The 22,394-nt window shown below is 63.0% G+C and carries 24 protein-coding genes and 1 pseudogene; 15 read left to right on the top strand and 10 right to left on the bottom strand.

Annotation, left to right across the window (positions count from 1 at the left end):
* Positions 1-10: 10 nt before the first annotated feature.
* The 3 genes from SM753_RS00255 to SM753_RS00245 all read right to left on the bottom strand — a co-directional run bounded on the left by SM753_RS00255 (position 11) and on the right by SM753_RS00245 (position 2,420).
* The gene (locus SM753_RS00255) at positions 11-1,360 is read right to left on the bottom strand and encodes a hypothetical protein (protein ID WP_323190119.1); all 1,350 of its coding nucleotides are present in this window, start codon (positions 1,358-1,360) and stop codon (positions 11-13) included.
* Positions 1,361-1,470: 110 nt separating this feature from the next.
* Positions 1,471-2,010: a CBS domain-containing protein gene (locus tag SM753_RS00250; protein WP_323190118.1), complete on the bottom strand. Its 540-nt coding sequence runs from the start codon at positions 2,008-2,010 to the stop codon at positions 1,471-1,473.
* 38 nt (positions 2,011-2,048) lie between these two features.
* Entirely contained in the window at positions 2,049-2,420 is a 372-nt protein-coding gene (locus SM753_RS00245) for a DUF555 domain-containing protein (protein ID WP_135534086.1), read from the bottom strand.
* Positions 2,421-2,726: 306 nt separating this feature from the next.
* Between SM753_RS00245 and SM753_RS00240 the strand changes: the two genes are divergently transcribed.
* From SM753_RS00240 to SM753_RS00225, 4 genes are all read left to right on the top strand, one after another.
* Positions 2,727-2,906, top strand: a complete 180-nt coding sequence (locus SM753_RS00240; RefSeq protein WP_135534085.1) for a hypothetical protein — start codon at positions 2,727-2,729, stop codon at positions 2,904-2,906.
* An 86-nt stretch (positions 2,907-2,992) separates the two neighbouring features.
* Positions 2,993-3,727: an archaeal proteasome endopeptidase complex subunit beta gene (gene psmB, locus SM753_RS00235; RefSeq protein ID WP_369335308.1), complete on the top strand. Its 735-nt coding sequence runs from the start codon at positions 2,993-2,995 to the stop codon at positions 3,725-3,727.
* Positions 3,728-3,874: 147 nt separating this feature from the next.
* Complete coding sequence (locus SM753_RS00230) at positions 3,875-4,054, top strand: hypothetical protein (protein WP_323190117.1); 180 nt, start codon at positions 3,875-3,877, stop codon at positions 4,052-4,054.
* A gap of 416 nt (positions 4,055-4,470) precedes the next feature.
* On the top strand, positions 4,471-7,122 hold the full coding sequence (locus SM753_RS00225) for a PAS domain S-box protein (RefSeq protein ID WP_323190116.1): 2,652 nt from the start codon (positions 4,471-4,473) through the stop codon (positions 7,120-7,122).
* Positions 7,123-7,704: 582 nt separating this feature from the next.
* Here SM753_RS00225 and SM753_RS00220 read toward each other — a convergent pair.
* Positions 7,705-8,889 carry an aminotransferase class I/II-fold pyridoxal phosphate-dependent enzyme gene (locus tag SM753_RS00220; RefSeq protein WP_323190115.1) on the bottom strand — a complete coding sequence of 395 codons (1,185 nt, stop codon included), beginning with the start codon at positions 8,887-8,889 and terminating at the stop codon, positions 7,705-7,707.
* A 221-nt stretch (positions 8,890-9,110) separates the two neighbouring features.
* Between SM753_RS00220 and SM753_RS00215 the strand changes: the two genes are divergently transcribed.
* From SM753_RS00215 to SM753_RS00200, 4 genes are all read left to right on the top strand, one after another.
* Complete coding sequence (locus tag SM753_RS00215) at positions 9,111-9,431, top strand: DUF4188 domain-containing protein (protein WP_323190114.1); 321 nt, start codon at positions 9,111-9,113, stop codon at positions 9,429-9,431.
* Between the two features lie 623 nt (positions 9,432-10,054).
* Positions 10,055-11,284, top strand: a complete 1,230-nt coding sequence (locus SM753_RS00210) for an HD domain-containing protein (protein ID WP_138797415.1) — start codon at positions 10,055-10,057, stop codon at positions 11,282-11,284.
* Positions 11,285-11,347: 63 nt separating this feature from the next.
* Positions 11,348-12,361, top strand: a complete 1,014-nt coding sequence (locus SM753_RS00205; protein WP_138797414.1) for an amidohydrolase family protein — start codon at positions 11,348-11,350, stop codon at positions 12,359-12,361.
* 64 nt (positions 12,362-12,425) lie between these two features.
* The gene (locus SM753_RS00200) at positions 12,426-12,962 is read left to right on the top strand and encodes a universal stress protein (RefSeq protein WP_323190795.1); all 537 of its coding nucleotides are present in this window, start codon (positions 12,426-12,428) and stop codon (positions 12,960-12,962) included.
* Positions 12,963-12,997: 35 nt separating this feature from the next.
* On the opposite strand, the gene SM753_RS00195 is transcribed toward SM753_RS00200, so the two are convergent.
* The 3 genes from SM753_RS00195 to SM753_RS00185 all read right to left on the bottom strand — a co-directional run bounded on the left by SM753_RS00195 (position 12,998) and on the right by SM753_RS00185 (position 14,564).
* Complete coding sequence (locus tag SM753_RS00195; RefSeq protein WP_323190113.1) at positions 12,998-13,924, bottom strand: biotin--[acetyl-CoA-carboxylase] ligase; 927 nt, start codon at positions 13,922-13,924, stop codon at positions 12,998-13,000.
* Positions 13,925-13,996: 72 nt separating this feature from the next.
* Entirely contained in the window at positions 13,997-14,191 is a 195-nt protein-coding gene (locus SM753_RS00190; RefSeq protein WP_135534072.1) for a hypothetical protein, read from the bottom strand.
* 25 nt (positions 14,192-14,216) lie between these two features.
* The gene (locus SM753_RS00185) at positions 14,217-14,564 is read right to left on the bottom strand and encodes a helix-turn-helix domain-containing protein (protein ID WP_323190112.1); all 348 of its coding nucleotides are present in this window, start codon (positions 14,562-14,564) and stop codon (positions 14,217-14,219) included.
* Between the two features lie 135 nt (positions 14,565-14,699).
* Between SM753_RS00185 and SM753_RS00180 the strand changes: the two genes are divergently transcribed.
* Together SM753_RS00180 and SM753_RS00175 are read left to right on the top strand one after the other, a co-directional pair.
* A complete protein-coding gene (locus SM753_RS00180; protein ID WP_323190111.1) occupies positions 14,700-15,116 on the top strand; it encodes a DoxX family membrane protein in 417 nt (138 codons plus the stop codon).
* Between the two features lie 190 nt (positions 15,117-15,306).
* Positions 15,307-16,281: an aldo/keto reductase gene (locus tag SM753_RS00175; protein ID WP_323190110.1), complete on the top strand. Its 975-nt coding sequence runs from the start codon at positions 15,307-15,309 to the stop codon at positions 16,279-16,281.
* Here the strand turns inward: SM753_RS00175 and SM753_RS00170 are convergent.
* Positions 16,221-16,526: pseudogene (locus SM753_RS00170) on the bottom strand (macro domain-containing protein); the annotation flags it as partial. The gene SM753_RS00175 and the pseudogene SM753_RS00170 overlap by 61 nt on opposite strands.
* Before the next feature lie 105 nt (positions 16,527-16,631).
* Between SM753_RS00170 and SM753_RS00165 the strand changes: the two are divergent.
* Positions 16,632-16,802, top strand: coding sequence for a hypothetical protein (locus SM753_RS00165; RefSeq protein WP_168192955.1), 171 nt, complete (start codon positions 16,632-16,634; stop codon positions 16,800-16,802).
* A 106-nt stretch (positions 16,803-16,908) separates the two neighbouring features.
* On the opposite strand, the gene dpsA is transcribed toward SM753_RS00165, so the two are convergent.
* On the bottom strand, positions 16,909-17,442 hold the full coding sequence (gene dpsA / locus SM753_RS00160; RefSeq protein WP_323190109.1) for a DNA starvation/stationary phase protection protein DpsA: 534 nt from the start codon (positions 17,440-17,442) through the stop codon (positions 16,909-16,911).
* Positions 17,443-17,605: 163 nt separating this feature from the next.
* Between dpsA and SM753_RS00155 the strand changes: the two genes are divergently transcribed.
* The 4 genes from SM753_RS00155 to SM753_RS00140 all read left to right on the top strand — a co-directional run bounded on the left by SM753_RS00155 (position 17,606) and on the right by SM753_RS00140 (position 20,423).
* On the top strand, positions 17,606-18,265 hold the full coding sequence (locus SM753_RS00155; RefSeq protein ID WP_323190108.1) for a helix-turn-helix domain-containing protein: 660 nt from the start codon (positions 17,606-17,608) through the stop codon (positions 18,263-18,265).
* Between the two features lie 55 nt (positions 18,266-18,320).
* Positions 18,321-18,653 (top strand): HalOD1 output domain-containing protein, encoded by a 333-nt coding sequence (locus tag SM753_RS00150; protein WP_323190107.1) that lies wholly within the window; start codon positions 18,321-18,323, stop codon positions 18,651-18,653.
* A 168-nt stretch (positions 18,654-18,821) separates the two neighbouring features.
* Positions 18,822-19,820 (top strand): carbohydrate kinase, encoded by a 999-nt coding sequence (locus SM753_RS00145; protein ID WP_323190106.1) that lies wholly within the window; start codon positions 18,822-18,824, stop codon positions 19,818-19,820.
* 126 nt (positions 19,821-19,946) lie between these two features.
* Positions 19,947-20,423 carry a YbaK/EbsC family protein gene (locus tag SM753_RS00140; protein ID WP_135534064.1) on the top strand — a complete coding sequence of 159 codons (477 nt, stop codon included), beginning with the start codon at positions 19,947-19,949 and terminating at the stop codon, positions 20,421-20,423.
* On the opposite strand, the gene SM753_RS00135 is transcribed toward SM753_RS00140, so the two are convergent.
* Entirely contained in the window at positions 20,379-22,166 is a 1,788-nt protein-coding gene (locus tag SM753_RS00135; RefSeq protein WP_323190105.1) for a PQQ-binding-like beta-propeller repeat protein, read from the bottom strand. The genes SM753_RS00140 and SM753_RS00135 overlap by 45 nt on opposite strands.
* Between the last annotated feature and the right edge of the window lie 228 nt (positions 22,167-22,394).

Here is a 22,394-nt window from a genome sequence, read left to right as displayed (position 1 = left end):
GGCGTTTCGACTAGATGCTCCTGAGGGTGACCTCGTCGTCGTCGATACGGTCGATCTGGTCGGTGCCGATAGCGTAGGTTTCGTCGGCGTCTCCCCAACCGAGACTCGACTTGATCCGTTCTGCGATCCCCGATTCGGGGTTTACGTGTATTCTACTGGCCTCGACGTCCGAGACGACGCCGACGTCGGTACCGTGTTCGTCCACGACGGTCTTGCCGACGTCGTCGTCGGTCAGTTGGACGGTACTGCCGCCGGGTTCGTTCCCGGTCCCGACGGCTTCGCCTTCGGCGTACTCCTCGTCCGGACCGGAAGCGGTCGCCCCGCCGGAACTCGTCCGTCCGGCGGTCCCCGCGGTGGCCTCGACAGTCGGCTCGGCGCGCATTTCTTCGAACTCGCCGGCCGGCACGGCTTCTTCCCCGACGACCGCCGACTCCAGGTACTCCGTCTCGACGATGTCGCTCGCGAGTCGGTCACTGTCCTCGAGGTCGTAGACGTTCCGGTACTCGTCGACGACTTCCTCCTCAACCAGCGTGCGTTTGACGAACTCGGTTTCGATGATATCCCCCTCTTTCATCCTGCTCTCGATAACCTCGGTGTCGACCGCGTTCTCGTCGAGTTCCCCCGCGCCGACGACGTCGCTTTGAAGCAGGTGTCGTTCGACGCCCTCCACGTCGACGGTTGTTTCCACCGCGTCGGTCTCGACGGTGTCGCTCTCGACGGTGTCGCTCTCGACGACTTCGCTCTCAACGATCACGCGCTCGAACTGCTCGCGCGTCTCGGTCCGTACTTCCTCGATGTCGGCTTCGAGCGTCAGGTCTTCCGGCCGTCCCGGTGGTATCTCGTCGGTCCCGCGGTCGTCGTCGACCATCTCGTCGGAGGTGAACCTCGTGTCGATGACGTTCCGATCGACGACCTCGCTTTCGATCACCTCGCTTCCGAGCAGTTCGGTGTCAACGACTTCGCTCTCTATCGTCTCGTGTTCGACGACTTCCGTCTCGACTACCTTCGTTTCGACGACCTCCGTCTCGACGGTTTCGCCTTCGAGAAGCGCCTCCTCGACCGCGTCGCTCTCCATCGTCGCACGCTCGATGGCGTCGTCGTGGGACACCAGTTCGTACTCGTCCGAGTTGTCGCCGTAGAGAAAGACCAGGTCACGTTCCTCCATGGTCTCTCCGAGGCGATTCCACTCTACCTCTTCGTGTCGGTCAGACGCTTCTTCCGGGCGGTGGAAGTCGACCTCGTGTTCCTCGGCATCCCGTCGTCGGTACGGTCTGATTCCGCGTTCTTCACCCCATTCGCGGATCGTTCCCGGGTCTCTCGTTGCGTTCCACGTGTCGTCTCTGTTTCGTTCGTTACTCATTATCCCCACCATCACGCTAGTCCGCAGGAGAGCACTTAGCCGTGATCAATGGTGTCACGAACCTATCGTATACTGTGTGATTCAGGTAACCGGGATCGGAAACAGACCGCTCAGGAGAGTCGTGCCGCCAGATCTGCCTCGGTGACGATACCGACGGTCTCACCGTCCTCGGTTACCATCACCGCCTTGTAGTGGTCGAGCAGACTGCTGATCTCGTCTAACGTCGCGTTTTTCGAGACGGTCGGGAAGCTCTCGCTCATGAACTCGCGTACCGGTTCACCGCGAGCGTCTTCGTCGACGTGAACTAGATCGCTCTGGCTGATGCTCCCGACGGGTATCCCTTCCTGAATAACGGGGAGTTGGGAGTACGCCTCGTCTTCCATCTTCCCCACGGCTTTTCGGAGTTCGTCGTCGGGGGCGACGTGTATCACCGTCTCGTGCATCAGGTCCTCGGCGCGGACGATACCGCCCTCTGCCGCTTCGAGCGCGTTGACGATCCGTCGAAGCGTCGACAGTCGCGGGTCGACGTCGCCGCCCTCAATACGCGCGATGAGCGGCTGAGACACGTCTGCTCGCTCCGCGAGTTCGCTCTGGGTTAGCCCCAGTTCGTTCCGCCGCTCGCGTAAGTCGGCCGGCGTCGGGAGTTCCATACTCCCAGATTACTTTCGGTTATAAAATAAACCTTCGGTCACTCGCCGCTCTCGAGTTCTTCCTCGTTTTCGTACTCGATGGTTTCGACGACGGAAAGCGGCACGTCGCGAAGCGCCCCACCGACCTCGCTTTTACCGATGCGCTGGGCGTGTTCCTGGCTGTCGGCGTTGAACACCTTCATTTCGAGGACGAGGCCGACGAGGGCGGTGTCCGCGGCGATAAACGCCGAGTCGAACGGTTCGCCACACGCCGGACAGCCGGTTGCGCCCACGTCGACCTCGACGTAATCCATGTCCTTCTCGTTCAATCGCTTCCCCGCTTCGCTCACCGCAACGCCGATAGCGTCGTCTATTTCTTCGACATCGCGAACCAGCCATGCGGCCTCCATCACAACGAGATAGTTGCTCATAGGAACGCTTGTGGCCGGAGGGTTTCTTTCTTTGCGGTTCGCGGCCGGTCCGCGCGGTCCGCTGACGGGCCCGCTGACAGACGCGCACGTCAGGCCGATAATGCTCATAACTTATGAGAATCCGGGGGATGAGCGAACCCGTACATAGACTCGCGTCGGACCGATCCCCCCGATTCGTTTGGCCTGATACAACTCCAGTTGAACCGCAGTACTGCGTCGGGATGGTTATGATATTATAGATTGTTATATAGACAAAACCACAGTAACTCTTATATACTTCCTTCTGTTGGGACCGGTTGAAGTTCAATGATACGACGGGTGTATCTCGCCACGCTGTTCGCCCTGTACCAGATTAGCCTCGCGGTCGGCATCATGCTGATGCCGTTCGCACTCGCAATGAGCCGCGCCGGCGTTGTCCTGCCGGTTCACAGAATCATCGAAAACCTCGGCGACGCGTACCAGAACGCCGCCGGCCAAGCCAGATAACAGGGCCATAACCAGCCGTCGCGACGCTCCGGTCCCGCCGGTTCCGACCGTTGTTCTTTTTATCTACCGAGGTGTACTTCCGGCCAATGCGTACGCCTCCGAACGGCTCCGAGTTTTCCCGAAACCACAACCGATTCACTGGGACCGACATCGACCCCTACCAACCCGAGATAGGGGAGATGCCGACGAACGACCACAGCCTGGACGACCTGGAGAACGTGAACAAGACGGGGACGACGACGGTGGGGCTGGCAACGGCGGAAGGCGTCATCATCGCGACGGACATGCGCGCGAGCCTCGGCGGTCGGTTCGTCTCGAACAAGAACGTCCAGAAGGTCGAGCAGATCCACGACACGGCGGCGCTGACGCTGGTCGGCTCCGTCGGCGGCGCGCAGTCGTTCATCAGTAGCCTCCGCGCCGAGGCGAACCTCTACGAGGCCCGCCGCGGCGAGCCCATGAGCATCAACGCGCTGGCGACGCTCGCGGGGAACTTCGCCCGCGGCGGTCCGTTCTTCGCCATCCACCCGATCCTCGGCGGCGTCGATGAGGAAGGACATCACGTCTACTCGATCGACCCCGCCGGCGGCGTCGTCGCCGACGACTACACCGTCACCGGCTCCGGTATGCAGATCGCCTACGGCGTCCTCGAACAGGAGTACGAAGCGGGCCTCTCCAACGAGGAAGGCAAAACTATCGCCGCTCGCAGCGTCAAAAGCGCCGTCGAGCGCGACACCGGCTCCGGCAACGGCGTCTTCCTCGCCGAGATCACCACCGACGGCGTCGACATCCGCGGCCACAAGGACTTCGACCACGTGCTGTAGTCGGTGTCCGTGGCCCCGTAGCCGGGTCGGAACGATACAGACCGCTTTTCATCAGTATTCTCTACGACCTCTTGAAACGAGGCAGTGGTCGACAGGTGTGCGAACCTGGCGATTTATATTTCCCGGGGCCGTCATCGTATAGAACTAATGGGGCTCTTCGAAGAGTTCGGACGACAGGTCGAGCAGTTCAAACAGACTGCGAAGGAACGGGCCGAGGAGACCGCAAACTTCCGGTGTCGGGCGTGTGATGCGCGGTTTAATACCGATGACGGCCAGTGTCCTGAATGCGGAGCAGCGAAAGTCGAATCGACGAAGTCGGAGGAGTGAACGCTGATACCGTGTGAAATGTAGATTCTCACTCGTCGCAGAGACAAATCCTGTAGCCAGTGGACTAATCTGTGACTCATGGGGACTGTTGCAAGTCAGTTCGGTAGTTCGCCGACACGGGGTCGGATAACGGCACACAGATACAACAGTCCCTATCAAAGAGGCCGATAACGGGCTGTGACCCTCTCCAGTTCTCTCGTTGTGGCCGCACTGCCGGGGGTCGAATCACGATACTCACACTGTCGGACAGAAGCCAGTGCGAAGTAGATCGCCCAAACCGGCCGTCTCAGGCGGTGATGGCGGCGTCTGAACGACCGCCAGTCCGGTAGTTTTGTCCGGAAGTATCCCTCGGTGAGACCCGATCACGGTGTAGTTGAACGGTCAATTTATCCTCCTCCCTGCCCATCACCGTTCATATGAGCGATGGAGGGGATCTCACAGAACGGGACTTCTGGACGGACCGTGATCTCGTTGAGGGTATCGTCCAGACCAGTCCAGTCGGGATCGCAGTCGTTGACGACGATGGCACGATGACGTTCGCCAACGAGCGCGCAGAGGAGATATACGGACGTCCCCGCCAGGAGATCAACGAGTTCACCCACGACGACTCGCGCTGGGCTCTCGTAAACGAGGCCGGGGAGCCACTCGAAGCAGGCGAAGCACCCTTTGACCGCGTGGTCGACGGAGAGGAGACTATCTATGATCAGGTCATCGGCCTTCGCCGTCCGTCCGGTGAGCGCGTCTGGGTGTCGGTCAACGGTGCCCCGCAGTGGAACGAGGACGGCGAACTGGAACGAGCCATCTTCGCGTTCGAGGATATCACGGAGCGAAAAAACCACGAGCGGGAACTTCGAGCGAAAGAGCGCCGTTACCAGGCCGTCTTCGAGGACCCGAACATCCTCGTTGGATTGCTGGAACCGGATGGAACGGTCATAGAAATCAATCGGACGGCGATGGAGTACATCGACGCCACCCTCGAAGACGTGACCGGCGAGTTGTTCTGGGAGACGCCCTGGTGGGGCGGTAACAACGCGAAACAGTCGGAGGTGAAAAAGTGGACCGAGCGAGCGGCCAACGGCGAGTACGTCGACTTCGAGGCCGATCTCACCCGGACAGACGGAGAACAATACACGCTCAGCGGCTATTTCCGACCCGTCACCGACGACGACGGCGAGGTCGTCTCGATCATCGTCTCGGACCGAGACATTACCGAGCGAAAAAAGCGCGAGCGTGAATTCGAGGAGAGCGAGCGGCGCTACCGGACTCTGGTTGATAACTTCCCGAACGGCTCTGTCGGCCTGTTCAACGAGAACTACACCTACAACGTCGTCGGCGGGGAACTTCTCGACGACCTCGGACTCTCCCCGGACGATGTCGTCGGAACGACCATTTACGGACGGTATCCCGACGAACTCATCGACGAACTCAAACCGAACTTCCGCGCCGTGTTCGAAGGCGAATCGAACACGTTCGAGATCGATCTCGGCGAACGGGACTTCATGGCACACACGCTACCCGTACGGAACGCCGAGGATGAGATCTACGCCGGGATGTTAGTCGTCCAGGACATCACCGAACGCAAAGAGCGAGAACGTGAACTCGAACGCGCGCTAGACCTGCTCAACAAGACCGAGCGAATCGCAGATGTCGCGGGCTGGGAGGTCGACCCCGACACGAACGAACCCTACTGGTCCGACCATCTCTTCGACCTTCTGGACGTGGACTACGACGACCAGCCGACGTTCGACGAAGCTCTCGACGTCTACTATACGGAAGAGGACGGGGCGATCGTCGAAGAGGCCATCGAAGAAGCGCTGGAGACCGGGAAACCCTTCGACGTGGAGGCGCGCTTTCCGAGACCGACGGGCGACGTAGGCTGGCTCCGAGTAAAGGGAGACCCCGAGACTGAGAAAGGTGAAGTCGTCTCGCTACGCGGAGCGGTCCAGGATGTCACCGAGCGCAAGGAGCGCGAGCAGGCGCTCCAGGAGAGCCGTAATCAGCTTCAGGCGCTCATTGACGTGCTCCCGATCGCTGTGTTCGTCGCCGAAGTCGACGGTAAGATCGTCGAGTGGAACGAGGCCGCCGAGGATATCTGGGGTGGAGAAGTCGCCGAATCCGAGTCAGTCGCCGAGTACGACGAATACGATGCCTGGTGGGAAGACACCGGCGAACCGGTCGACCCTGACGAGTGGCCGCTAGCACGGGCGCTTCAGGGCGAAGAGGTAACCGACCCGGACGAGATCAAAATCAAGGGGTTCGACGGGGAGTACCGCACGGTACTGAACCACGGCATGCCGGTCCGAGACGCAGATGGCGAGGTGAGCCGCGCAGTCGTCACTCTCGTTGACATAACCGAACGAAAGGAGTATCAGCGCAAACTCGAAGAGTCGAACGAACGACTGGAGCAGTTCGCGTACGCCGCCTCCCACGACCTCCAGGAGCCCCTGCGGATGGTGTCGAGCTACCTCCAGTTGATCGAGCGCCGTTTCGGGGACGAATTCGACGAGGACGGCCGGGAGTTTCTCGAGTTCGCCGTCGACGGGGCCGACCGGATGCGGGAGATGATCGATGCACTGTTGAAGTATTCTCGGGTCGAAACGGAGGGAGACCCGTTCGAATCCGTCGCTCTCGACAGCGTCCTCGACGATGTTCGCGAGGATCTGCAGGTTCGGATCGCGGAAACCGGTGCCGAGATCACAGCAGATGATCTTCCGACAGTGAGAGGCGACGGTGATCAACTCCGTCAGGTGTTTCAGAACCTGCTGGAGAACGCGATCGAGTACAGCGGCGACGCACCGCCACAGGTACACGTCGGGGTCGAACGCGACGGCAACGAGTGGGAGGTCGCGGTCCGCGATACGGGGATCGGCATCGACCCTGACGACCAAGACCGGATCTTTCAGGTGTTCCAGCGGCTCCACAACCATGACGAGCACGAGGGGACGGGCATCGGTCTGGCCCTCTGCCAGCGGATCGTCGAGCGCCACGGTGGCGAGATCTGTGTCGACTCTGACCCCGGGGCTGGTTCGACGTTCCGGGTGACGCTGCCGGCCGAGGGGTCGTACTGAGTGCCAGCCGAGATGCTGGTGACTCGGCTGATATCGTTCCCGCCGGGAAGACCCCGGGCGAAATCAGGTTCACGAAAGTCGCATGCGGGGAGAGCTAGATCGTCCATGCCTTCGCGTCGTAAACGACGATATCGACACACTCGATTTCCTTCACCAGCACGGCGAGTAGGCGGATGCGCCGTGTCCGGCTTTCGGAATCCCGTCCTCCCGCGAAAGAACGGCGACGACGTGGTCTAAAAAAACTTCGTCATAATCACACCTGCTGCGGTCGTCCCGCCGAGTTCGGAAGCGCAAGTCGATGTTGTCTGACCGCATCCGCTATCAAGAGTACTGCAGATCGAACAAGGTTCCGTCGATACAACTCGTGATCGGAACGGGAAGTCGTCCCGCTAGGCAGGGTGCGGAGCAATGTTCCCCACGGTTCGTCGACTGCAAGTCTCACAAACTGTACTGGTCGGGTCATCGCCTACACCGATGGGATATGCCCGGTTGTTTTCAAAGATATCTACCCGAACCAACTGAGGAGTGCGTTTGCGTATGGGTCAGCAATTAACTTCCTTCCCGATTAGGCACGGGGGACGCCTACGGTAGCGCCGTCTCGAGATCCTCGCAAAGGTCATCAGCATCTTCGAGGCCAACCGACACCCGGACCAGCGTCTCAGGAATCTCCGCCGTAGCCTCCCCGTGGCTCACTTCGTCGGGAATCATCAACGACGGTACCTCAACAAGGCTCTCGACTCCCCCGAGACTGGCTCCCGGTGTGAACACTTCGAGTCCCTCGATGAACGCTTCGAGTTCGATGAGCGTGCCGTCGAATTCGAAGGACAGCATCCCGCTGTACCCCGACATCTGCTCACTCGCAAGGTCGTGTTGCGGGTGACTCTCAAGGCCCGGATACTGAACGCGTGCAATCCGATCGTGGCCCTCGAGGAACCGCGCAACCGCCATCGCGTTCGCCTCGTGATGTTCCATCCGCGCCGGCAACGTCTTCAGCCCCCGCGCAACCAGATAGCAGTCAAACGGCGAAAGCATGTTCCCAAGCCCAGTCCGCTGGGCAAACGCCAACTGCTCGAACAGCCCATCGTCGTCAGTGATAACGGCACCACCGATCGAGTCGGAATGCCCGTTGAGATACTTGGTAGTACTGTGGACGACGATGTCGGCACCTAGTCCGAGCGGTGCTTGGAAGTACGGACTCGCAAAGGTGCTATCCACCCCAAACGGGATGTCGTAGTCATCGGCGATGTCAGCTATCGCCCGGATGTCGCACAGCCGTATCAGCGGATTCGTCGGCGTCTCCGCCCAGACCAAGTCGGTGTCCGAATCGACTGTGGCAGCGACGTTTTCAGGGTCACGGGCATCGACGAACTCGACATCGACGCCGAAGTGACCGCCGACGAGTTCTGTGAGCAGTTTTTCGGTTCCGCTATAGATGGAGTCGGAGGTGACGAGGTGGCCTCCGGGTGGGACGATCGAGAGGATAGCTGTTGAGATCGCGGCCATTCCGGAGGCGAACGCAAGCCCATGCTCGCCGCCTTCGAGGTGGGCTAACTGCTCCTCAAGGGCCGCCCGCGTCGGATTGCTCTCACGCGAGTAATCGTGTTTATTGCCGTCGTCCCCACTGGCCCACTCGAATGTAGTCGAGAGGTGGATCGGCGGGACGACATCGTTCGTTCCACCTCTGTCGGGGCGCGTGTTGGTCTCAGTTGTGCCGACGGCAATGGTCGCGAATCGGTTCTTGTTGGACCGATCATCGTCTCGTGTCATAGGTGGTCTTCATAGACCCACTCGGGCGGCGGTACGTGCCACCGATGGGAGCAGGTTGTCCATAAGAGTGTTCGCTGTGCCAATGAATAATCATGGAGTATCTGGCGAGACTGGCCGAAGACGAAAAACTGAGATGGACCGCGTCAGCGAGTGGACTGTAGCGAATTTTGTGTCCCCGAAAGAGAAATTCCTTATTCACGTGGGGCGAACTGCCTGTAGGGATGTATCTTGTTACGTTTCGCCTCGATCCGGGGGAGTACGATTCGGAGTTTCACGAGCTGAATGACGCGATACAGGCGGCTGCCGAGGGCACGGAGGGGTATCTGGGCAAGCGGACGTGGCACGCCCCGGAGAGTGAGGAGGTTCTCGTCGTATACTACTGGGAGTCGTTGGACGCGCTTGAGTCGTTTGGAGCAGATTCTGACCACGAACGGGCGAAACAGCGGTGGACAGAGTGGTATGATGCGTACGAAGTCACCGTCACGGAAGTCGTCGAGGCATACGGGAGTGGATTCGGTGACGACACAGACCCACCTGTGTAGGGCCTCACGATCTTGTTCGAACGGTGAAGTCCGAAAGCGGTGCGATAAGCATACTCTCTGTACGCGGGAAGGGCAAAACTATTGTTTTGGTCGATAGATACTCGCGCTATGGTCGCAGTCGGACAGGCGGTATTCGGTGTCGTCCTGGTTCTCGGTGGGGCACTTACTGCGATCAACCATCCGGTTATCGACCGACTCAATCGACAGCTGAAGGCTACCGGGACAACGCAACGGCCATCTGATATTGAAATGGACGAAACAGCTGACCTAGTCGGGTTTATTGTCGGAATGTGTGTATGTTTAGCCGGACTGATAGTCGTCGCAGTTGCGATCTCGTGACTAGTGTGATCCAGCGATGAAACGCTCGCATCCGTGTTCTCCGTCAGCAGCAGTCGCTATAGTAGTCACAGAACCGATTTATACGCTGATCGCATTGCTGTCGTGCGATTAGGTGTGTATTGATTTTCAGTGACTACTGTAGTTCCACCGTCTCTACCGTTCCGACCGACACGACTCCGGAGGCTGACCCGTTTCAGGGGACACGGTGACCGTTGCCCGGCGTCGCGAGCGACTACCGAGGAGACGAACGACACTTTTTGAAGGAACGCGCCGAAGGTCGGCGCATGAAGACGATCAAGGACTCCGTCCACGACCACATCACCGTGGACGGCGTGGCGCGAGACCTCCTGGACACGCCCGCGGTCCAGCGACTCCGCCGGATCAAGCAGTTAGGGACGGTGTCTCTGGTGTATCCGTCCGCAAACCACACGCGGTTCGAACACAGCCTCGGCGTGTATCACCTCGCCTGCGAAGCGCTCTCTAACCTCGGCGTCGAGGGCGACCGGGCCGCACGCGTCGAGGCCGCCGCGCTACTGCACGACGTCGGTCACTCCCCGTTCAGCCACAACGTCGAGGACATCATCCACCGACGCACCGGGAAGTACCACGACGACGTCCACGAGCTGTTCGTCGGCGGCGAGGTCGGTTCGGTACTTCGCGACCACGGGCTCTCGCCTGCCGCCGTCGCGGATCTCGTCGCCGGCGAGGGCCGCTTCGGACAGATCGTCTCTGGCGAGTTAGACGTAGACCGGATGGACTATCTCGTGCGAGACGCACACCACACCGGCGTCCCGTACGGGACGATCGACCACGAACGACTGATCCGAGAGCTCACCTTCGTCGACGGGGAACTCGTGTTAGCCGAGGGGAACGTCCAGGCGGCGGAGAGCCTTCTGGTCGCGCGAGCGCTGATGAATCCGACCGTCTACAGCCATCACGTGGCCCGGATCAGCAAGTCTATGCTCCGGCGGGCATCCGAGCGACTGCTCGAAACGACCGACTACACCGCCGAGGAACTCCGTCGGTTGGACGACCCGGGGCTCCTCGTCGCGCTTCGGGAGGCGGACGCGACGGCGAACACCGCCAGACGGCTCTGCAACCGGGACCTGTTCAAGCGCGCTCTGTGGGCTGAACTAGAGAGCGTACCCGAGAGCGTTCTGGCGGCCAACCACGACGTTGTCCGAGAGTGCGAACGGGAGATAGCCGCGAACGCTGGCGTCGACCCGGAGCAGGTCATCCTCGACGTGCCGGCGCGTCCGACGATGACCGAGTCGTCGACGCGAGTAGCTGTCGCCGGAGAGATACGGAGACTCGACGAGCAGTCGCCGCTCGTCGAGGCGCTCCGGGCAGCACAGCGCTCGCAGTGGCGGCTGGGCGTGTACGCACCCGAGGAGGTGACTGCACAGGTCGGGCGGGCCGCGGTCGATTCGCTCGGTCTGGACATCGACGGGTCACTCGTCACCGAGCGCCGGAGCGGGTGGAACGCCCGACTGGACGAGTTCGGCGACCGCTGAGATGCGGGCGAAGCGACGGCGAGTCGGACAACTGATTACGGAGTCCGCACAACCACCATCCATATGGAGATAGAGGGGACGATACTTCGCGGCCGGGAGTTCGAGCCTATCGAGGGCCGCGTCGTCGCGGAGGACGGCGAGATAACGGCCATCGAGGAGGCGTCGGTCGAGAGTGACGCTGTCGTGATTCCCGCGTTCGTCAACGCCCACACCCACATCGGTGATTCGATCGCGAAGGAGGCGGGAGGCGGCCTCACTCTGGAGGAACTCGTCGCGCCGCCGGACGGGCTGAAACATCGCCTGCTCCGGAAGGCCGACCAGTCGGAACTAGTCGCCGCGATGCGGCGGTCGCTCGCGTACATGCAAGCGACAGGCACTGCGACGACGATCGAGTTCCGGGAGGGCGGCGTCGACGGCGTCGACGCGATCAGGGCGGCCGCTGACGGACTGCGTATCGACCCGGTCGTGCTCGGCCGGGAGACAATCGACGCGATGGAGGCCGCAGACGGGTACGGAGCGAGCGGTGCGAACGACGACCGGTTCGGCCGCGAACGGACGGCGACGCGGGCCGCCGACAAACTGTTCGGCATTCACGCAGGCGAGGTCGACAGCAGCGATATCAACCCCGCTCTGGACCTGGACCCGGACTTTCTGGTCCACATGGTTCACCCGGAACCGCTCCACTTAGAGCGGTTACAGGACAACGAGATACCGGTCGTCATCTGTCCGCGGTCGAATCTGGTCACCGATGTCGGCCTGCCGCCGGTCGACGAGTTGGCCGAGCGAACGACGCTCGCGCTCGGGACGGACAACGTGATGACGAACAGCCCGTCGATGTTTCGCGAGATGGAGTTCGCGGCGAAGCTGTTCGACCTGTCAGCGACCGAGGTCCTGCGGATGGCGACGGTACGCGGCGCGGACATCGCGGGTCTGAACTGCGGTCTGATCGAACCGGGCCGAGCGGCGAAGCTCCTGGTTCTAGACGGCGACTCCGACAATCTCGCCGGCGCTCGGGACGTGGTCAGATCCGTCGTTCGCCGCGCCGGCAGTTCGGACGTGGAGCGCGTGTTGCTGTAGCAGGAACGCGTCTCTCGCACGATGGGTTTTTATCAACCTGCGTCGTATGCGAACACGTAACACGATGTACGACCGCATTCTCGTCCCGACGGACGGTTCGGACGGCGTCGAACGCGCAATCGGGCACGCGATCGATCTCGCTGAAGCCCACGGGGCGAGCGTCCACGCGGTGTACGTGGTGAACACGGCTAGCTACGGCACTCTCCCGATGGAGACGTCCTGGGAGGGTATCTCCGACATGCTCCGGGACGAGGGCGAAGCGGCGATAGACCGCGTCCGCGACATCGCCGCCGGAACGTCCGTCGATGTCGAGGGATCGCTGGTCGACGGGACGCCGAGCAAGGAGATCGTCCGATACGCCGAGCAGAACGACTGCGACCTGATCGTCATGGGGACCCACGGTCGCGGCGGCATCGACCGCTTGCTTCTGGGCAGCGTCGCGGAACGTGTTGTTCGCTCGTCGGACGTCCCCGTTCTGACTGTCCGCGTCGGCGAACCGAGTGAGGAGAGAGCGGAGGGCCGCGAGCAGAATCCGGCGGAAAAGCGGGAGAGAAACCGCGAGGAGGACGATACGGGATCAGTCGCCAGCGTCGAGGAGTAGCGACAGACGGCACCGCCGCCAGCGTTGATCGGTTTTCAGTGCGGCCGGAGGTGCTCGCAATCGCCGGCGTGTACCCGTCGCTCGCCGTCTTCGGTGTCGATTACGAGAGTTCCGGGAAACTCCACGTCGATAGCCTCGCCGATTACGTCGCCGGAGGGCGTCTCGACGCGTACCGTCCGTCCGAGCGTTAAAGCGTTGTCTCTCCAGGCCGCAAGCACCGCGTCCGAGTCGGAAAGCAGGTCGTCGAACTCCTCTAGGAACCGCTGGACGAACGGCCGACGCTCTACGTCTCCGGCGCGCTCGCGGACGCTGGTCGCCGTGTCGGGCAGTGTTTCCGGGTCGACGTTCGCGTTCACGCCGACGCCGACGACTACCCAGTTCGCGCGGTCAGCCTCGCCTTCCATCTCGGTCAGGATCCCGGCGAGTTTCCGCCCGTCGTCGGCGGCGAGTACGTCGTTCGGCCACTTGATGCCGGCGTCGACGCCCGCTTCGCGAAGCGCGCGAGTCGTCGCAACGGCAGCGGCGAGCGTCACCAGCGGAACGTGCGCCGGCGGGAGGTCCGGGCGGACGACGACGCTCATCCAGACTCCGCCGCTCGGCGAGGTCCACTCGCGATCGAGGCGGCCTTTGCTGTGCGTCTGCTCGTCTGCGAGGACGACTACGTCGCTCGCGCCGTCGCCCGCCAGGTCCCGGGCGCGGGCGTTCGTGCTGTCTATCGTGTCGTGGTATTTCACTTCGTAGGGGGCGTCGAGGCCGTATTCGACAGCCGTGCCCCCGAACTCCGGGACCGCGGTCAACCGGTACCCCTCGCCGTTGCTCTCGATCTCGAACCCCTCTTCGCGGAGGCCGTCGACCTGTTTCCAGACGGCAGCGCGCGAGACATCGAGGCGGTCCGCCAGCGCCGGCCCCGTCACCGGTCCGTCGGCGAGCGCGGCGAGAATCGCGCGTCGAGTGTCGTTCATGCGCGACGCTACGCGTCTCCGTAACTTGAATCCACCAGAGAACCGCCGGACCGCGATCTCCCGAACGAACGGTCAGCTGAACGGGCAGAGCGACTCGACCTGATCGCGGGCGTAGCCCGCGGCGAAACCGGTCGCACCGCCGACGCCGGCCGCGACGCCGGCGGGCACCGGCCCGAACGGTTTGGCTAGTTTCGCGCCGGTTTTCGCCCCTTTAGCCGCACCGTCTTCTGCGTGTGACGAGGACGGGGTGAACGGTACATTCGGCATGGTCAGACGGTCGGACGCCGAGGACTTAACTCTCCGCCTCGCCGAGCCAATTTTCTGCCCAGTCCTCGATCTCGTCGAAGACGGGACAGAGCGACCGACCCTTCTCCGTGAGACTGTAGTACGTCGCGACCGGCGCGTCCTCTTCGAGGCGGCGCGTGACGAATCCGAGGTCGGTCAGGTCGTCGAGCACCCGAGAGAGGGTCCGGGAGTTCGCGCCAGTCGAGCGTTTGAGTTCGTTGAACCGCTTTTCATCCTCCTGCAGGTCGTTGAGAACAATGAGTCGCCACTGGGAGCCGATCTGTTCGAGCGATTCGACCACGTCGCAGGCGCTCTCGTTTTTCTCTTCAGGCGAGGGGGTAGATTCGAGGGACATCGGTGTTACCTACTAACTCCGACGTCCGGGAACGCCTAAAAGGTTCGCTATCGAACCAGGTAACGTAATGAAATCACGTATCCCGACGCAAGTTTCGTATCGTCTCGCAACTGTTTCCGCCAGAGGTGGGGCCTGATGGCCCTCGAACTAACGGCCGTCGGCGAGGTCCTCTTCCTCGTGGGGAGGGTACTGTTCGGTGCCGTTCTCGCGTTCACGGGACTGAACCACTTCGCGGATACCGAATCTATGGTCGGCTACGCGGACGCCAAGGGCGTCCCCGCCGCGGGACTGATGGTCCCGTTCACTGGCGGGATGTTGCTGGTCGGCGGTCTACTCGTGGCGCTCGGACTGTACCCTCTCCTGGGCGCGGGAGCGCTGGCGACGTTCCTTCTCGTCGCGACGCCGAAGATGCACGACTTCTGGAACGTCGACGACCCTCAGCAACAGCAAAACGAGATGAACAGCTTCCTGAAAAACGCCGCCATGTTCGGAACCGCGATCGTCCTCCTGGCCCTGAGTACCCGGGCCTGGCCGTACGCGATATCGCTCTGATGCGGTGACGACGTTACAGTAGTCACTGAAAGTCAATACACACCTGATCGCACGACGGCAATGCGCTCAGCTGTAACCCGTTTCCGGGACTAGTATCGTTCGAGAGCTGAACGATAGCCAGACGGGTTCAGTGCCCGTGCGAGGTTCCTCCACCTCCACGCTTTTGCACCCCCTCGCCGTACGCGGTGGCATGGAATACACGACGCTCGGTTCCACCGGCATGGAAGTCAGTCGTATCTGTCTCGGTTGCATGAGCTTCGGCACGAGCGACTGGCGCGACTGGGTCCTAGACGAGGAGGAGAGCCTGGAGATACTCGACCGGGCGATGGACCTCGGTATCAACTTCTTCGACACGGCGAACATGTACTCGGAAGGCGAGAGCGAGCGCGTCCTCGGAACGGCGTTAGACGGTCGACGAAACGAAGCCGTCGTCGCCACGAAGGGCTACTTCCGGATGGACGAGGACGACCCGAACTCCGGCGGCCTCTCCCGGAAGGCTATCGAGCAGGAACTGCAGAACAGTCTCGACCGCCTCGGCATGGAGACGGTCGATCTCTACCAGATCCACCGCTGGGATTACGACACGCCGATAGAGACGACGCTCCGGGCGCTCGACGACGCCGTGCGGAGGGGACAGGTCCGGTACCTCGGCGCGAGTTCCATGTGGACCTACCAGTTCGCGGACGCGCTTCGGACGAGCGAACGGCTGGACCTGGAACGGTTCGTCACCATGCAGAACCACTACAACCTGCTCTACCGGGAGGAAGAACGCGAGATGCTCCCGCTGTGCGAGCAGGAAGACGTCGGCGTCGTTCCGTGGAGTCCGCTCGCCCGCGGCTACCTCACGCGTCCACACGAGGAACACGAGGCGACGACCCGCGGCGAAACGGACGACTACGCCCGCGAACATCCGTACTTCGAGGGCGACGGTCGGGAGGTCAACGAACGCGTCGCGGACCTGGCCGACGACCGCAACGCGACGATGGCGCAGATAGCGCTGGCCTGGTTGCTCCATCAGGACGCGGTCGACGCACCCATCGTCGGCACGACGAGCGTCGAACACCTGGAAGACGCCGTCGAAGCTGTCGAGATGACGCTTTCGGACGACGAACTAGAGTATCTCGAGGAACCGTACGAACCGGTCCGCGTCTCCGGCCACGAGTGAAGCGGCACGGTAGCGGCCGGTGAAACGACGTTGCCGACGTAGTCAGCGTCGAGGTCGAACGCGTCCGTGACCGCGACTTCGCCGAGGTCGACAGGTCTCCTCTCCATCGCCGCCTCGTTTATCTGCTCGCCGGCACCGCGCCGCAGCGCCCCGGCGACGCCGCGCCCTATCCGAAGGCTGGTGCCCTCGGCGTTGACCAGCACATCGGCGGACTCCTGACTGATATCCCCCTGAAGACGGTCCACTCCATGATCGTCGGTCCGTTCCGGTGAGCAGTAAGCGCTTGGTCGGTCTTCCGAAACTTAGGCCGACCAAAACCCTTATAGCTTTAGGCGGGCCTAATCCGGGTAATGGCAGTTCAAGGTAGTTCGGAACAGGAAGAACACGTCGCGGAATCAGTACCTGCTGAATCGACAGTCGTCGCGGCATACGAAACGCGACCGGGCCGTACCGTCTTCACCGACCCCGAAAACAGCGACGCCTGGATAGCGACCGACCTCACCGTCGACCTTCACCGGTAAACACCCGATTTCTCTTTACGCGGGCAGTCGAACCCCATCGAGGATCGAAAGCGTGCGACGGCCCTGCTAGTCGGAACTGCAAAAACGGAGTCTCTCTACCGGACGCTTACCAGTTCTTCAGGGAGTCGTCTTCGAGGTAGTGTTCGATGTGGTGGGCGAACTCCTCGGCCTCTAGCAGGTGCCCGCGAAGCATCTCGGCGGTGCCGGGGTCGCCGAGGTTCTCGGCGAGTTCGACGTGGTCGCGCAGGCTCTCGATGATGTCGCCGTACATCTCCATGTCGTTCTCCATGGAGGTTCGGGCGTCGTACACGTCGTTGCCTTCCGGTTCGACCGGCGCGGCCTCTTCGAGGTCGGACATCCCGCTTATCGGGACGCCGCCCAGAGCCTGCACTCGTTCCGCCTGTTCGTCGGCGGCTATCTCCGCGGCCTCGTAGGCCTCCTCGAAGAACTCGTGGAGCGCTTCGAACTCGGCTCCCTCGACGTTCCAGTGGTGCTTTTTCAGCTGGTGATACAGCACGTACGTCGCGGCCAGGTCGGTGTTCAACGCATCGATGATCTGCTCGGCTTTCTCTTCGTCGATGCGGAGGGCGCTCTCTTCTACGGTACCGGCCTCTCGCCGGACGGTTTCCTGGGTACTCATGTTCAGTTCTACCTACTCCGTACAGGTACTTAAAGATTCCCACTACACAAACAGTTTTTTGGATAACCTAAAGATATTTCCAGCAAGTGTGATTTAGAGTTACCTAAAACAGATTCGCACGAAGGGGCGGAACCGTTTAGCGCTCTCGGCACCAAATAGCTGTATGGGTATCGTCGCCGAACTGACTCTCAAGGGGAACGAGCTACTGCTCACTGATTCGCTCGAAGCAGTCCCGGAGATAGAACTCTCCGTCGAAGAGGACACCGCCGGCGAGTCGGGGCTCCCTATCTTCTACTTCTGGGCCACCGGGGGCGACTTCGACGACTTCGAGGCGGCGCTCGCCGAGGACGGGTCCGTTTCGGAGTACACCCTCCTCGAACGCCTCGAAGACAGACGCATGTACCGCGTCCACTGTTCTCGAACCTCCTTCTACGACGCCTACCGAGAGTCCGCCGCGACGTTTCTCGGAATAACCGCGAGCCACCGCGGGTGGGCCATGAACATGCGGTTCCCGACCCGCGAATCCCTGTTCCAGTACCGGAAAGTGTTCGAGAACACTGGCGTCTCGTTCGTTCTTCACCGCCTCTACACTGACACGGAAGACCCCGGGAAGTGTTACGGACTCACCGACAAGCAACGCGACACGCTGTTGCTCGCCCACGAAAAGGGGTACTTCTCGCAACCGCGGGAGACGACTCTGAAAGCGTTAGCACGGGAACTCGGCATCTCGTCACAGGCTACCTCCGCACGTCTCCAGCGCGGTATCGATACGCTCGTCACCGCAACGCTTATCGATGCCTCGCCGGTCCGCGACCCCAAATAAAGGGTTGCGTACTAAACCCGCCGGTAGACCCGTCCTCGGGGGATAAAGATAGTCGATGGGAGATAGCGACATTCATCGCGTTGGAACCGCGTCGAACGATGCTGACGAGCAACCGGGCACCGTCCCCGATCAGAACGACATCGTAGAGCGGACGTTTGAACCCGGTGCGAACCCGGCGAGCGAAGCGGTCGTGTACGCACTGTCAGACGCCGCGGACACCGACCCGTTCGATATCGACCCCCTACACGAAAGCGTCGACACCGACGCACTCGACGCCCTCATCCGGCGAGGCGAAAGGTCGACCGCCCTCTCGTTCGTCCACGCCGACCACTACGTGTCCGTCTCGGGGGCGGGCCGCGTTGTCGTCGCACCGGAAAAAACGGACTGACGAACTGTCGGGCTTCGACTCCGTTGCACTGCTGCAGGACGGCGGCTTCTGTCGCTTTCCCGGTCCGGCGAAACTGGGGCGCGCTGTTGGGTGGGACCCGCGGCGGCCAGCGTAACCGCGACCAACCCGCCCCGGCAGTACTTTGACCGAGAACGTCAAGTGATAGCCATGACACGCGACGTCATCGTCGCCGGGGAGACGCTGATCGATTTCATTCCAGAGACCCCCGGCGCTCTGGACGAGACAGGAGCGTTCACCCGTCGCGCCGGTGGCGCACCCGCGAACGTGGCAGTGGGCCTGTCGCGACTGGACGAACCACCGCTGTTCTGGACCCGGGTCGGAGACGACCCGTTCGGTGACTTCCTCGCGCGAACACTCGACGAGTACGGCCTGCCGGACCGGTTCGTCGAACGCGACCCGAGCGCCAAGACGACGCTCGCCTTCGTCTCGCATCACGAGGTCACCGATGAAGACAGTTCATCGAGCCCTCGACCGTCTTCGTCTCCCGGGGACCCGGACCGGTCGTTTACGTTCTACCGAGACGGCACCGCGGACACGCGCATGCGATCGGGAACCGTCCCGGACGAAACGGTAGCCGAGGCGCAGTGGGTCCACGTAGGCGGCGTGACGCTGGCCGACGAACCGAGTCGGACGGCGACGCTCGACCTGGTAGAGCGCGCGGCGGACGCCGGCTGTACGGTCTCGTTCGATCCCAACGCGAGGCCGGAACTGTGGGGTAGCGACACGGAGTTCGAGACGGTCGCCGGATGGGTACTGGAACACACGGACGTGCTGAAGGCGACGCCGGCCGAACTCCGCTCGCTCGGTGCGTCGGGAGAGAGAACGGCTGCGCTCGCTCGGAGCGCCTGCGACCTCGGGCCACACACCGTGTTGCTCACCCTCGGCGGCGACGGCTCCGTCGCCGTCGCGACCGACGACGCGCCCTGGGCAGGCACGGCCCGCCACGGCGGCTACGACGTCGACGCGGTAGACACGACGGGTGCGGGCGATGCCTTCACTGCCGGCGCGATAGCCGCCCTCGTCGCGGGGCGGTCGTTAGACGAGACGCTCGCGTTCGCCAACGCCGTCGCTGCGACGACGACGACCGAGAAGGGGGCGATGACGGCACTCCCCGGCCGGGATGAGGTCGCAGCGAGACGGAAGTAGCGGCGTATCACACACCGGGTATACCAGGTTCGGTGCGACGGCCGGACCGCCCGACGGCACCGTTCGTCGCGGTGTATACTGTCGCGACACCGAGGGTTTTTGTCTGACCGCGTCAGTGCGAGAGGTATGCATCCGAGCGCGGAACGATTCGCCCAGCGAGCGCGCGACGAGTACGACCTCGATATCGAAGTGACGGAGTTCCCCGCCGGGACGAAAACCGCGGACGACGCCGCCGACGCGGTAGGGTGCGAAGTGGCGCAGATAGTCAAAAGCATCGTGATGCGCGTCGGCGACGACCTCGTAGTCGCGCTCACCAGCGGCGAGAACCGGGTCAGTGAGCAGCGACTTGCCGACCATTTCGACGTCGACCCCTCCGACGTCGAACCGGCGTCACCCGCTGTGGTCAAGGATGCCCTGGGCTGGTCGATCGGCGGCGTTCCGCCGGTGTGTCACGACGAAGAGATCCCGGTTCTCTTCGACGAGACGCTCTCGGCGTACGAGACGGTCTGGGCCGCCGCCGGAACGCCCGACGCAGTGTTCCCGATAGACCCCGACGTACTACTGGACGTTTCCGGCGCGTCGGTCGTCGACGTCACCGAGTGACTGTCGCGTCATTCTGCCCTCGGCATCCGCTGGCTCCAGAGCGACGAGTCGGTCGTCGTCGACAGCGACGTACAGTCGCCCCGCGGCGGGCGTCGCCGGTGCGGTGACGCGGGCGGGAAAGGACGCGGTGAAGCGCTCCCCGCCGTCGTCGAGCGCGACCGCCGCGACGCCGCCGTTCAGCGGGACGTACGCCGTCCCGCCCGCGACGGTCGGTCCCGCGGTGACCTCGGCGGTCGTGGTCCGACTCCACCGCTCGTCCCCGTTCGAAGCGTTCAGCGCGTGGATACTCCCCCCTGCCACCGACATGTCGGTGTCGCCCCCGCTCTGAGCGCCGCCGGCACCGTCACTGAGCGCGACCTCTCCGTACGCGGCGGCGCTTGCGACAACCGTACCGTCGGCGACTGCGAGCGAGCGCGGGACCGCCGATGTCCCGAGACCGCGCGTCCATTCCGATTCTCCCGAGGCCGCATCGAACGCGAACACGCGGCCGCCGGGACCGTCCTCGTTCTCAGTCCGGGCGGCGAGATACGCTAGCCCGTCGCGGACGGCGGGCGCTGTGACGTGGGCCGTCTCGTCGCCGACCCGGCGTTCCCACTGCCGTTGCCCGTCCTCGGGGGACAGCGCCAGCAGCGTTCCGTCCGACCGACCGACGTAAACCAGATCCTCCGTGATAGCGAGGGGGTCGCGGACGTTCCCGCCGGACTCGCGCGTCCAGCGGACCGTTCCGTCCCCTGTGTCGATAGCGATAACGCGACCCGGGGTACTGGAGCCGCTGGCGACGACGTACACCGTGCCGGGTACCGTGGACCGGCTCCCGCCACCTCCGGTGACTGTCGGGGCCGCCGCGACGCTGCCGTCAACGGAACGGTTCCACCCCGTATCGCCCGTTACCGCGTCGACTGCGACGACGCGCCCGTCGGTACCGGCCGCGTACACCGTTCCGTCGACGACAGCCGGCGTGCCTGCGAGGGGTCCGACGTCGTCGAACGACCAGCGCTCGTCGCCGGTTTCGCCGTCCAGCGCGCTGACTCCGCCGCCGGATGCACCGACGAACGCCACGGGGCCGTCGCCTGAACCGACGCGTTCGTCACCATCGCTACTACCAGTAGCGCCCTCCTCGGAACCGCTCTCTCCGGCACTACTGCCGTCGCCCGGGTCGACGACTGCGGGGGCAGTGCGAACGTCGTCCTGCGTCCACTGGACCGTCGTGGCGGTGTCGGGCCCGCGCCCCGTAGCGTCGACTGCGGTGTTTGCGGCGTCGAACGCGGACTGTCGCCAGTTCGCGGTAGCGGCGTCGAGTGCCGATTCGGTCACCGTCTCGTCGTCGTGACGGACGACCACCCGGCCCGGAATCCCGCCGTCGAACGTCACGACGGCCCGGTACTCGATGGCCGTGAGACACTGTACGCAGAGGTCGACGTCCTCGCGTTCGACGGTTCTGACAGTCAGATCCAGTGCGTCCGCGTCATCGTCGTACGCCGCGCCGGCGAGTTCCGCCGTGTAACACGCGCTCGGCGCGGCGACGACGCCGTCGACCGTAACGCGGTCCGCCGCCGCGTCGGCCCGAACGGTCGCGCGTTGGGAGCCGTCGCCGCACCCGCTGTCGCGCACCGTCAACTCGGCGTCGACGACCGTCGGAGCCGCCTCCTGGGCGTCCGCGACGCGACCGTCGATGCCGAAGGCGCTGGCGACCGCGCCGCCCAGACAGGCTGCCGACCTCCGGAGGAAGATACGGCGTCTCATGGACGCTTTCCAACGACCTGCGTTAAGTCCGTTCGGGGTCGCCTACGGACGAACGCGGACAGCGGCGCTGGGGAATCGCTCCCCGTAGCGGAATTCCGGATCAAGGGAGAGAGCGGGGGAAACCGACGTGGAGGACCGGCGGCGTGTGTCCCGACGAGATACATGTCGTGACTGTTCCCGTCCGGCGGGAAGATGCATACATTTAATCACTCGTGCGGGCGAAGTTGA

The organism is Halostella sp. PRR32 (assembly GCF_034808085.1).
Lineage (GTDB): Archaea > Halobacteriota > Halobacteria > Halobacteriales > Natronoarchaeaceae > Halostella > Halostella pelagica.
This window is presented reverse-complemented; position numbering and strand designations above follow the sequence as displayed.